Source organism: Sphingobium sp., from assembly GCF_048594625.1.
Taxonomy (GTDB): Bacteria; Pseudomonadota; Alphaproteobacteria; order Sphingomonadales; family Sphingomonadaceae; genus Sphingobium.
In genome coordinates this window covers 1-11742 of sequence record NZ_JBMDWL010000063.1, presented here as the reverse complement: position 1 = coordinate 11742, position 11742 = coordinate 1, and the positions used below count along the sequence as shown (strand labels likewise).

Genomic DNA, 11742 nt, shown 5'->3' with positions numbered 1-11742 from the left:
ACCGTATCGAGCGCATGTTCGGCCACCTTAAGATCAACCGCGCCATCGCTACCCGATACGATCAACTGGCCAATAGCTTCCTTGGAATGGTCCATCTCGCAACGGCCAGATACTGGCTTAAATTTGTCCACGCCGCCTAGCCGTACCGATCACGCAGCCCACATAAGCACCAGGCAATACGCTCGCCTTGTTGACGAATGGGTCACGGGGATCGGACTTCCCGGCGAAGATTATGGCACCCACTCTTTGCGCCGAACCAAGGCGTCGATCATCTACAAGGCGACTGGAAATCTCCGCGCTGTCCAGATTTTGCTTGGGCACACGAAGATCGAAAGCACGGTCAGATACCTCGGCGTGGACGTGGAGGACGCTTTGACCCTTGCAGAGGGCACTGAAATCTGAAACTGCCTTGGGTCCTTGCCGTTGCAAGGACCCAAGAGTTACAGCTTGGCGGTTACGCGCCCTTGTCTGCCATTCAAGGCAGTGCGCCTCATTCCCAAAAGCGGTCATTTGGGCGATCTTCGCAATAGGCCGTCTTGTACGAAGGGTCCATTCCCTCGATGAGGGCTGCGTCGCTCAATTCCGCGGTATTTGTTTAGTTCATACTCCCTATGTGTCGAATAGCCCCGATGTTCCCGCCTTTCAGCTCCGCAGCCCGGCATTACTGACCTGCGATCCGGCAAGGAGTGGAAGGGCTGCGGTTGGTCTTCCTGTCAACGCCAATATCGCATTGGCGACGGCAGGCGCAATCGGCGCGACCCCTGGCTCGCCCATGCCGGTGGGTTTGTTGTGAGACGCGATGATATGTGTTTCGACATGTGGCATCTCGTTCATGCGCACCACCGGATAACTGTCGAAGTTGGTCTCTTGGACGATCCCGGCCTTGAGCGTCACCGCACCGAACAAAGCTGCCGAAAGCCCGAAACCAATGCCGCCCTCCATCTGGGCTGCAATCAGATCGGGTGCGACCGCAGTCCCACAGTCGACGACCGCGACGACCCGGCGCACAATCGGCCGACCATTGTCGAGCCGGACTTCAACAATCTGCCCGACGAGCGTGCCGAACGCCTCATGAACTGCCATGCCGCGTGCCCAGCCGCTCTCGATCGGTGTATCCCAGCCGGCTTCCCGACGCAGCCTGTCGAGTAGCGTCAGCCTGCGCCTGTCGTTCGCCTGGTGGTAGAGGGCCAGCCTGTAATCGGCGGGATCGCGCCCGGCACGCCTGGCAAGCTGATCGACCACATGCTCCATCACCATGGCGGTGTGTGAATGGCCGACCGATCGCCAGAAGCTGACCGGGACCGGGAATGCCGGTGTAAATATCTTGCCGTCGACGGTGGACGCGGTCGAGAAATAGGGCGAGTCAGTGATGCCTTCCGTCGCGGTCGTTTTCGGGCCAACGGGGAGCAGCGTCTGGCAGACGCTATGGAAACGCCAGCGGGCGGGAAGCCCGTCCGATCGCAACTGCACCCATATGCGGTGATGCGACATCGGCCGATAGTAGCCTGCTGCCATCTCATCCTCGCGCGTCCACATCAGCTTGACCGCGCGGCCGTTCGTTCGCTTCGCGATCCTTACACATTCGACGACATAATCCGATGACAAGCCGCCGCGTCGCCCGAAAGAGCCGCCAGCGGGGACGACCTCGATATCGACCTTGCCGGGAATGGTGCGCGCGGTGAGCGCGGCCTGAACCTGATCGACAGTGACGAGATGCGCGCCCGAAGTGATCGACACGTCCCAGCCGTCGACCCGCGCGACGCAATCCATCGTCTCCATCGGCGCATGGGCAAGGTAGGGGAAATCGAAGCTGAACTGCGCCACATCACCGCTGAACGGAGTTCCGGGGTCCTCGCCCTTCATCGCGAAATCGGCTGGATCGACATCGCCATGTCCAGCCGCAATGTCGTGATACCAGCGGACGAGATCAGGCGTCGATCGTTTTTCAGCGTCAGTGTCATCCCACTCGATGCGTAGCGCATCGCGTCCACGGCGCGCGGCGATGGTCGTCTCGGCCACGACTGCAACGCCACTCTCTATCGCGAAGACGTCGACGACGCCCTTAACCTTGCGCGCATCGCTGTCATCAAATCGCGCGAGCTGGCCGCCAAAGCGCGGACTATGTGCGACCATGGCTACCAGCATGCCGGGGCGCTGGATGTCCTGGGCATATACCTGCGCGCCGGTGCTCTTGGGCAGGCTGTCTTTGCGTCGCACCCGGTCGGTGCCGACGAGGCGGTACTGCTCGGGCCGTTTAAGGACCGGTTTCTGAGGCGGCGTCTGGCGGGCGGCGTCGGCCAGCAGTTGGGCGAAAGGCTCTGACCGCCGCGAGCCGGGATGCGAGACGATCCCGTCGCGGACGTCGATCTGCCTGGGCGGGACCTTCCAGCGCAACGCGGCTGCATTGACGAACATGGCGCGGGCAGCGGAGCCTGCGGTCCGCATGGCGTCGAAGTTGGACGCAATCGCGTTCGATCCTGCGGTCATCTGGATACCATAGGCCCGGAAATTGCCGCGCGAGTCGATCACGCGGACCCGATCCCAGTCCGCATCCAGTTCCTCGGCGATCAACGCGGCGATTCCGGCATGGATGCCCTGGCCGATTTCCTGCTGCTTGTTGACGATCGTCACCCATCCGTCGGGGGTGATGCGAATGAAGGGACCAAAAGCGCTTGGCTCGGGGTCGACGCCACCACCGCTCAGCAATGCGCCGCCAACGTCCATCGGATGGGTGACGCCATAGCCGACGATCAACGCGCCGCCGACCAGCGCGCCGCCCAGGATCATCCGGCGGCGTGTCATGCGGAAACGGCGGTCCGGTGTTTCAATTTGCGTCATGCGCGGCTCCTTGCGCGGGAACTAGTCAGGCGGGGCATTGCGCGCCCGTCTCGATCCAGGACTGGATCAGGTTTCCGAACTGCGCCTGCGTCCCCGGCGCTGGCGTGCGCTTGCCACCTGGATGCCACGCCCAGCCGACCAGCTCATCATGCGCCATGTGATGCAGCAGCTGGTCGCGATTCATGTGCGAGCGAGCGGGATCAAGCAGTTGCCGACATATCTCGCCAAGACTTTTGCCCTGCCAGGCCATTTCGACCGGTGCGAGCGCCCATTTCGGATTGCCCGGAACACCTGACACTCTGGCGTTCTGCGTCTGATGGCAGGTTGTGCAACGCAATGTAGAGAGGCCATGCCCGTCGCTACCGCGCACCACAGTAGGGTTATGGGGACGCATCGCATCGGTCTGGGTCGGACGGTCGCCGCGCGGGTGGCAGTTAAGGCAGCGTGGATGCCGGATCACTCGACCGGCTTCCTGGAACAGCGCCACGGAGCGTTCAGCCGGATCGGCGATGGCGGCGAAGTCCGAAACCGGGCGTAGATCGACCTGCTGCACCGGCGCGCGCACCGATGTCAGCGTCTCGCTCTCCGGCAATGCCCGTGGGCGCAGGGCGACTACGGCCAGCAGGCCGACAATCGCGATCACTATCGCGAAAATCGGCAGGCATCCGAACCGTCGGCGACGCAGCTCGCTGCGGGGCTGGCGTTCTGTCATGTGCGCGCTCGCCCATCAACTTTGGTGGCAGCGTCGTGGATCGCGGCGCGGATGCGGTTATAGGTGGCGCAGCGACAAATATTGCCACTCATGGCCTGGTCGATATTTGCGTCCGATGGCGCAGGAATCGCTCGCAACAGAGCGAGCGCGCTCATCATCTGGCCTGACTGGCAGAAACCGCATTGCGGCACATCGCGCGCCACCCAGCTCTCACGAAGCGCGTCTGCCTCTGGGCCGGCAATCGCTTCGATGGTCGTGACCGGCGCCGCGCCGACAGCGTCCAGCGGCAGTACGCAGGAGCGCACAGGCTTGCCATCGATATGCACGGTGCAGGCGCCGCACTGGGCGACGCCGCATCCATATTTGGTGCCGGTCAGCCCCAGCGTATCGCGCAGAACCCAGAGCAGCGGCGTATCGCCGTCCTCTTCCACGCGATGCGTGCGACCATTTATGGAAAGAGTGAAAGCCATGGGCCTGAACCTAACTCCTCTCGTCCGCCGCGCGAACACCCGATCCTTCAAAAAGCCTGCCTGATCCTGTGACGATTGCGTGCTTTAGAACCGATAGGAGAGCATTAGCCCTGCAGCGGGTTGCCAGCGGCTGCCTTCGTCCACGATCGGACTGTCGGCAATGTCTCCAACGAGATATGTCGCACCGGCCCGCGCGATTACGCCAAATCGCTCGCTGAACCAGTAGCCCGCCGTCACCCCGCCGCCAATATCGCGAAAGCCTGATCCCGGTGTATATTGCGCCAGTCCACTGGCTGCTGCTCCATTTTGGTCGATCCCGAAATATGTACGGCTGTAGTCCGCATTGACCCAACTCGTCTGCAGGTCGAAAGATAAGAACATGTCGCGATTTTGCAAGGCTGCATAGCTGGCGCTGCCGGTCGCCAGCAGGCCATTATGCGTGTCGGAAATGTCGTGGACCATCGTCAGTTCGAGCTGCACCGCGCCCTGCCCGAACTGATCCCCGCCCAGGCGATAGCCAATATATCCACCCGCCTCGATGGCGGTGCCGATTTCTGGAAGGCGGCCAAGGCGGCCTTCGGCATCGCGCCGGGGCAGGCGCGGGCCGATGACGGGTCCGATCGCCAGCCGCGGGTCCGACACGACGTCCACGCGCGCGCCCGCGCCGCGGACCTGAAAATTGAGACCGCGCCAGCGAATGTCGGCGGTTCCGAAGGGGAATGGCCGGACATCGCCCGAACCGTCGAACTCAGGAACGACGCCCGCGCCGATCGCGACCATGCCGTGCGGCGCGCCGTCGTCAGGCGCCTGCTGGGCGTGCGCTGTGGTATTGATGGTAACAGCCGTGGCCGCGAGAAAGGCGAACGGGATCACTATGAGGGAACGCATGGAAAATCCTTTTGGTGAAATGGAAGGATGTGGCCGCCGAAGGTGCCCGTTGGCCGGGCTACTCCTCGACGGCCTGATGGAGGCCGCCCGGGCATGGGGTAGATGGCGGCGGCCTCTCGTCAGACCGAGGGGGAGGGGTGGCCCTGGTCCGATCTCGACAGACTGATTTTAATGTCTTGCCCGATCCGACGATCAGCGACGCGCATTGCCAACCCCGCCAGCACACTCGCGACGGGCGCGATCAACAGGCCCAGCCCCAGGCCGTTCGGTATGGCGTTGGCACTTGCCCAGTCGCTCACCATGCCGACGAACAATGGAGCAATGGCCGGACCGAACAAGCCCGAACCAATGAGCAAAAGGCTAGATGCCATGGCTTGGTGGCCGGCACCGGCGACCAGATGCGCCGCGCCGAACGCGCCGGGCAACAGGAAGGCGAAAGACAGCATGCCGGGCACGAAAAGCGCGATCGAGAGGGGACCGGCCGGTACGAAGAGCGCCGCCGTGGTGGTACCGCCGGCCAGGATGAGGAGGATGGATGGGGGGCCCAGCAGGCGGGGACTATTCGCCCGCACCGCCCGGTCGAAAAAGCGTCCGCCCGCGAGCGTGCCGATTATGCCCATTCCTCCTTGCAGCAGGCCAAAGGACATGCCGACCTCGCCAGCGCTATAACCATGGGTGCGCATGAGGAACGGCGCTGTAAAGGCGTAGAAAGCCGCCGAAGCAAAGCCGAGGGCAATACTACCCAGAATGAGCCAGCGGAAGGCTGGCATGGCGACCAGCCTGCGACTGATCTGAAGGGCTGGCTCCCTGACCAAGGGAGCGGGCGAGAGAGACGGCGTTGGCCCGGTGACGAACCAGACCAGGCATGCAACTACTCCACCAGCCGCACCTGCGCCCAGCAGTGACATACGCCACCCCAGGCTATCGGCGATCGCGCCGCCCGCAGCAAACCCGACCATTGTTCCGACCGGAATACCCATTGAGAAAATGGCGATGGCCATACCACGGCGCTTCGGACCGATCCGACGGGCAATAAGCGCGTGCGCTGAGGGGATGGCGCCGGCTTCGCCCAGCGCGACGCCAAAGCGGGTTGCTGCAAGGAGGCCGAAACTGCCCGCGAAGCCGCCCATCGCGGTCATCGTGCTCCAGACCAATATGCACGATACAAGAACAAGGCGTGGCGAACCGCGGTCCGCAGCACGGGCGAGTGGCAGCGACAGAAGCGTGTAACAGGCTGCGAAAGCTATACCTGTCATCAGGCCGATCTGTGTATCGCTAAGATCCAGATCCTTCTTGATGGCCTCTGCCAATATGAAAGGAAGGATCCGATCAACTTGACAGAATATGCTGGCTAGAAACAATATGGCAATAAAGGCTGCAGCGCGCAGTTTATTAGGCACCATGCTGTTATACGACGCATTCTTGCCGGGCCTCCCCCTGTATTTGTCTATTGCATCCGTAGTGGAGACTGGCATGATAAGCGCGCTCCTGAGCTGATTGGCACCATCACGCTAGAAGGAGTGTCCCATGAGCAGAATGCCGGAAACCGCAAGAATTTTGCCTTTTCCTACAAATGATGAAAGACGTGTCGCGCCGATGCGGGTTCAGCCCTTGCCGTCATCCTCCCCCGAACCCTGCGTGGCTGCCGCGCTGCTCGACAGCGTATTCGCGCATGTCGATACACTGGGAGGTGGAGAAGGGCTGTTTCCCCTGCCCATGAGCGGCGTCAACGTGATCCGCGCGATGCGCCACGTCCCGGCCAATCCACAGATGTACAGGCCATCCTTGTGCATCGTACTGGAGGGGCTGAAGCAGATCGAGTTTGGTAACCAGTCGCTCGAGTATGGCGTCATGGAATGTCTGATCGTCAGCATGGAGATTCCCGCCACCGGGCGCATCGTTGGCGCAAGTCCGCAAGAGCCGTTTCTCGGCATGGTGATCGAACTGGACATCGAGATGATACGCAGTGTCCTGGAGCAGTTGCCGAACATGCCAGCGCCAAAAGGCCATGACGGCCCGAGCCTGTTTGTCACGAGGGTTGGCGACCATTTTGCCGACTGTCTGGTTCGTTTGCTTCGCATGGCGCAGACACCCGAAGCCATCCCGATCCTCTTTCCGTCGGTGATGCGCGAAATCTGCTACTGGCTGCTCACCGGCCCGCATGGCGGAGATATCTGCAAGCTGGTCCTGCCCGAAACCCATCTGGAGCGCATAACGAGGGCAATAAGGGTCATGCGGGAGAATTTCGCGCAGACGCTGCGGATCGAGCATCTGGCTGACATAGCGAGGATGAGTCCATCCTCCTTCCACCAGCATTTCAAGGCGCTGACCCTGATGACGCCGGTGCAGTTCCAGAAACAGTTGCGCTTGCTGGAAGCGCGGCGCCTGATGATCGCCGACGCCGCTAATGTCACCGAGGCTGCCTATCAGGTCGGTTATGAAAGCGCCTCGCAGTTTAGTCGCGAGTATAGCCGCACGTTTGGGCTGGCGCCCAAGCGCGACATCATGGAACGCAAGGCCCTGCTGGTCGAGGTTGGCGCGCATAAGGGCGGTCGACCAGCGATTGCCGATCCGGTTGTGGGTCGGTGACGTTCCAACGCCGATGTTCACTGTCGCGCCCGAATTCGTAGGATCAGGCACGTTTTCCCCGGGTTCGGGCATGCGGTGATGCGGCAGGTGATCTACCTCTGCAATCAGACAATGCACTGATAAAGAGGTACGTCACATGACCCGCTGGATTTCCGCTGATATTCCCCCGCAGCATGGGCGCTGCGCCGTCGTTACGGGCACGGGTGGACTTGGTTTCGAGACGGCGCTGGCGCTTGCAAACGCTGGGGCCGAGGTGATCGTTGCTGGCCGTAACGCCGCCAAGGGGGCCGAGGCAATCGATAAAATCCGCGCGGCGGCGCCTGCGGCAAACATCCGGTTCGAGACGCTCGATCTCGCAAGCCTAGCGTCGGTCGCCGCGTTCGCGGCGCGGCTTCGGGACCAGCGAGGCAGCCTCGATATCCTTGTCAACAATGCCGGCGTCATGCGGCCGCCGACCTGGCAGCCGACGGCCGACGGGTTCGAACTGCAACTGGGCACCAACTATCTCGGCCATTTCGCGCTCACCGGGCTTTTGATGCCTCTGCTCATTAAAGGCCGAAAGTCACGGGTCGTCACGCTGTCGAGCGTTGCCGCGCGGCAAGGCAAGATCAATCTCGACGATATCAATGCCAAGGACCGGTTCGACCCGATGCCGGTCTATAGCCAATCCAAACTGGCTTGCCTCATGTTCGCTTTCGAGCTGGAGCGACGGAGCGTGGCGAGCGGCTGGGGTGTCGCGAGCTTGGCGGCGCATCCCGGGGTCTCGCGCACCGACCTGCTCCACAATGCGCCGGGGCGGCGCAGTGCGATCGGCATCACCCGCTCGCTGCTCTGGTTCCTGTTTCAGCCCGCGGCGCGGGGAGCTCTGCCGACATTGTTCGCTGCGACCGCACCGCAAGCAATGGGCGGCGGCTATTACGGCCCCGATGGGCTGGGAGAGATACGTGGTTTTCCGGCCCCTTCGAAGATCCCGCCGCAGGCCCAGAACCACACAGTGGCTGAGCGGCTGTGGGAGATTTCGGAGGAAATGACAGGCAACCCTTTTGCTGACACGGTTCCTCCAACATAATCGGGATTGCCTAAAATGCGGGCAAAGCCGTCTCGTACAGACGGTCGCCGCTCCCTGTTACATCAGGCCCTCTTGCATGGATTGGTGGACCGTCCGAATAGTCGGCCGGAAGCCGAGGCTTCGGGCCCGCGTGCCGTCCGCCTGCATGTACCAGGGGTTTGCGAGCGGCTCCGACGAAGGCGGCATCGCCTCGCCGAGCATATCGCAAAGCTCGTAGAGCGACGTCGGCGCCTCATCGACTAGGTTGACGACATGACCATCCATCGCCCCGTCGAGCGCCAGCGTCACGGCAATGGCGATGTCACGGTGATGGATCATGCTCATGCGCTGTGCGGGATGAAAGCCCGCATTCGCCGCCAGTCTGGGCAACGCTTCGAGATGGCCGTCGCCATCGCCATAGACGAATGCGAAGCGCAGTATCGACCAGGTGAGACCGCTTTGCCGCAAGGCATCTTCAGCAGCGAGCTTGCTCGCCGGATAGGCTTGCTTGGGTTCCGACAGATCGTCCTCGCGCCCGGGATGCGAGGCGTGCATGTCGTAAACAAGGCTGGTGCTCGCCATGATGAAGCGCGCATCCGGGGCCTGGACCTTTGCCGCCGCGATCAGGTTGCGCGTGCCGTCGAGATTGCTCTTCCAGATCAGGTCGGTGTCGGGCGTGCGGAACAGTGCCGCGAGGTGGACGATCGCGCTGACATCCGCCAGCGCGTGGTCCAATGTCGTGGGATCAAGCAGGTCGCCTTCGGCAACAGCAACCTCGATGGGCGGGGCCTTCCCCTTTCTCAGCAGTGCGCGGCAATCGACTCCTTGCCCGACAAGGCGGGGAAGAAGTCGCGTGCCGACCAGACCAGTCGCGCCGGTGACGAGGACGGTCATTCTTTGTTTCCTTTCCGGGACAGCGCGTCCAGCCGCTCGGTTGCGGTCCGCAGGACGCGCGCTGCGATCTCAAGATCGGCATCGTCGATGCCATCGAACGCGGCGTGATGAATGAGAGAGATGGGATCAGGAAGCGTGCCCCAGAGCGCGGTCCCCGCCGCAGTCAGTTGCAGCCGCTTTTGCCGATGGTCGATCCGGTCCGCGATCTGCACGACCAGGCCGCTCCGCACTAACGCCCCCACGACTCCGCTGAGCGTTGCGCGCTCGACCTGCAGCAAGCGCAATAAGTCACGCTGCATCGTCGGACCGTCATGCGCCAGCTGGTAGAGCACATACCATTGCGTCGAACCGATGCCGTAAGGACGCAGCAGCGTCTCCAGCACCGCGCGGCCCGCAAAATAGCTGCGTTTGGCCCAAGCCGCGACGGCACCATGCTTCGAATTATCGAGGTTGCTTGCCATCTGACAATATTGTTAGGTTCCATACAAAGAGTCAAGATTGCATGGCTTGCTATACCAATCGATCCCGCCAGCCCGCGAAATGCTGAAAATCAGCCTGATTTCGTGGCGACCGGTGCGAGTTATCATCGGGCCAGATAGGCGGCGATGCGCTCGGCGGTTTCGGAGGTTGCCGAATTATAGACGACCATCGCGAGGTCCGTTCGCCCATCAACCGCGAAGGTGGAGAATTCGAGTTCGATCGGTCCGATCTCCCGATGGTGGAGCTTTTTGAGGCCATCGCCCTGACCTATGATATCATTGTCATTCCACAGCGCAGCGAACTCGGGACTTGTGCGCGAGAGTTCCTGGGCAAGTTGCGCGACCTCGGTACTCGCGCCGGCTCGGACCGCGTCGGCCCTCAGTCCCCCAACCACGAACCGGGCGACACTATGCCAGTCGTCCTAGGCCGCGCGCACGCGGGAATTGCTGAACATGAGGCGGAGGACGTTCCGTTCCCTGACTGGAATTTTCGCATAGTCGGTTAAGAGCAGCGCTGCCGCCCTGTTCCATGCAAGAACGTCCCATGTGGGTGTCTTGACGATCGCGGGGCTGGTGGACAGCGCGTCGAGCACGCGCTGCAACCGCAGCGAAACGCCGTCCGCCTGTCGATACCGTGCTTCCGGCGGGCGGCCCAACCCCAGCATGAAGAGATGCTCGCGCTCGGCTTCCGTCAGCATGAGCCCAGTGGCGATACGATTGAGCACGTCGGCTGACGGCGCTCCGCCGCGTCCCTGCTCCAGCCAAGTGTACCAGGTCGGGCTGATGTTCGCGCGCTGGGCGACTTCCTCACGCCTAAGCCCTGGGGTTCGCCGCCGGGCGCCGGGCAGGCCGAAACTCGCCGGGTCGATGCGCGCGCGTCGGTCGCGCAGGAAGGCACCCAGGCTGTTCATATCCTCCATCATGCTCATCCTGTTGAGAGTTATACCATGATAATCTTACTACTTTAACACGATAGCTAACGCGCTGGGATAGCAACGACAGCAATGACGGAGATATTCAGATGCGTGTTTTTCTCACGGGCGCTACCGGCTTCATCGGCGCGCAAGTCGCGCGAGAACTTGTTGGCGCAGGCCATGACGTTTTGGGCATGACACGATCGGAGACGGGCGCTGCGGCGCTCTCGGGGATTGGAGTTGACATTCATCACGCGGATCTTGGAAATCTTATGGGGATTAGGGCCGGCGCTGCTCAGGCGGATGCCGTTATCCACACAGCGTTTGACCATGACTTCAGCAAATACGTCGCCAACTGCGAGAAGGATCGGCGGGTGATTGCGTCACTGGGTGCCGAGCTAAAGGGCTCGAACCGACCGCTCATCATCACCTCAGCGGTTGGAATGGGCGAACGCGGAAAGGGCGAGCCTGCAATCGAAGCTGTCCTCAACCGAGATCATTCTGTGCCGCGGATCGTCTCGGAACTTGCAGGCAACGACATGCTGGAGGCCGGCGTCGATGTTCGCGTCGTTCGCCTCCCCCAGGTTCACGACACCGCGAAGCAGGGACTGATCACGCCCTATATCGAACTGTGTCGCAGCAAAGGGGCCGTCGCCTACGTTGAGGAAGGAATAAATCGCTGGTCGGCCGCACCGGTCGCCGACGTGGCCCGGCTGTTCCGCTTGGCGCTCGAAAAGGGACAGGCCGGAGAACGCTACAACGCCGTCGCGGAGGAAGATGTACCGTTTCGTCATATCGCGGAAACCGTGGGCCAAGGTCTCGATAGGCAGGTTCAAAAGATTACATCAGAGCAGGCGAAGGATTTTTTCGGCTGGTTCGCGATGTTCGCGCAACTCGACATGAACGCTTC

At 62.0% G+C, this 11742-nt stretch carries 11 protein-coding genes and 2 pseudogenes; 5 read left to right on the top strand and 8 right to left on the bottom strand.

Annotated elements, in window-relative coordinates; genetic code table 11:
- The first annotated feature begins 14 nt into the window (after positions 1–14).
- Both ACOJSJ_RS07765 and ACOJSJ_RS07760 read left to right on the top strand, forming a co-directional pair.
- Positions 15–140 carry a transposase gene (locus tag ACOJSJ_RS07765; RefSeq protein WP_037482006.1) on the top strand — a complete coding sequence of 42 codons (126 nt, stop codon included), beginning with the start codon at positions 15–17 and terminating at the stop codon, positions 138–140.
- Positions 136–402, top strand: a pseudogene (locus ACOJSJ_RS07760) (tyrosine-type recombinase/integrase); the annotation flags it as partial. The gene ACOJSJ_RS07765 and the pseudogene ACOJSJ_RS07760, both read left to right, overlap by 5 nt.
- A 240-nt stretch (positions 403–642) precedes the next feature.
- Here ACOJSJ_RS07760 and ACOJSJ_RS07755 read toward each other — a convergent pair.
- From ACOJSJ_RS07755 to ACOJSJ_RS07735, 5 genes are all read right to left on the bottom strand, one after another.
- Positions 643–2838 (bottom strand): molybdopterin cofactor-binding domain-containing protein, encoded by a 2196-nt coding sequence (locus tag ACOJSJ_RS07755; RefSeq protein WP_420144414.1) that lies wholly within the window; start codon positions 2836–2838, stop codon positions 643–645.
- A 25-nt stretch (positions 2839–2863) separates the two neighbouring features.
- The gene (locus ACOJSJ_RS07750) at positions 2864–3550 is read right to left on the bottom strand and encodes an Isoquinoline 1-oxidoreductase subunit (protein ID WP_420144413.1); all 687 of its coding nucleotides are present in this window, start codon (positions 3548–3550) and stop codon (positions 2864–2866) included.
- On the bottom strand, positions 3547–4020 hold the full coding sequence (locus ACOJSJ_RS07745; RefSeq protein WP_420144412.1) for a (2Fe-2S)-binding protein: 474 nt from the start codon (positions 4018–4020) through the stop codon (positions 3547–3549). Before ACOJSJ_RS07745 ends, ACOJSJ_RS07750 begins: the two co-directional genes overlap by 4 nt.
- Before the next feature lie 84 nt (positions 4021–4104).
- Positions 4105–4908 (bottom strand): MipA/OmpV family protein, encoded by an 804-nt coding sequence (locus tag ACOJSJ_RS07740; RefSeq protein ID WP_420144411.1) that lies wholly within the window; start codon positions 4906–4908, stop codon positions 4105–4107.
- Between the two features lie 119 nt (positions 4909–5027).
- Positions 5028–6383 carry an MFS transporter gene (locus ACOJSJ_RS07735; protein WP_420144410.1) on the bottom strand — a complete coding sequence of 452 codons (1356 nt, stop codon included), beginning with the start codon at positions 6381–6383 and terminating at the stop codon, positions 5028–5030.
- A 52-nt stretch (positions 6384–6435) separates the two neighbouring features.
- On the opposite strand from ACOJSJ_RS07735, the gene ACOJSJ_RS07730 reads away from it, so the two are divergent.
- A complete protein-coding gene (locus tag ACOJSJ_RS07730) occupies positions 6436–7497 on the top strand; it encodes an AraC family transcriptional regulator N-terminal domain-containing protein (RefSeq protein ID WP_420144409.1) in 1062 nt (353 codons plus the stop codon).
- A gap of 136 nt (positions 7498–7633) precedes the next feature.
- On the top strand, positions 7634–8566 hold the full coding sequence (locus ACOJSJ_RS07725; RefSeq protein ID WP_420144408.1) for an SDR family oxidoreductase: 933 nt from the start codon (positions 7634–7636) through the stop codon (positions 8564–8566).
- Positions 8567–8623: 57 nt separating this feature from the next.
- Here ACOJSJ_RS07725 and ACOJSJ_RS07720 read toward each other — a convergent pair whose 3' ends face one another.
- From ACOJSJ_RS07720 to ACOJSJ_RS07710, 3 genes and pseudogenes are all read right to left on the bottom strand, one after another.
- Positions 8624–9439: an NAD-dependent epimerase/dehydratase family protein gene (locus ACOJSJ_RS07720; RefSeq protein WP_420144407.1), complete on the bottom strand. Its 816-nt coding sequence runs from the start codon at positions 9437–9439 to the stop codon at positions 8624–8626.
- Positions 9436–9900 carry a MarR family winged helix-turn-helix transcriptional regulator gene (locus tag ACOJSJ_RS07715; RefSeq protein WP_420144406.1) on the bottom strand — a complete coding sequence of 155 codons (465 nt, stop codon included), beginning with the start codon at positions 9898–9900 and terminating at the stop codon, positions 9436–9438. Before ACOJSJ_RS07715 ends, ACOJSJ_RS07720 begins: the two co-directional genes overlap by 4 nt.
- A gap of 122 nt (positions 9901–10022) precedes the next feature.
- Positions 10023–10829, bottom strand: a pseudogene (locus ACOJSJ_RS07710) (helix-turn-helix transcriptional regulator).
- 110 nt (positions 10830–10939) lie between these two features.
- Between ACOJSJ_RS07710 and ACOJSJ_RS07705 the strand changes: the two are divergent.
- Positions 10940–11742, top strand: an 803-nt coding sequence (locus tag ACOJSJ_RS07705) for an SDR family oxidoreductase (RefSeq protein WP_420144405.1), incomplete at its 3' end; no start/stop codon positions are given.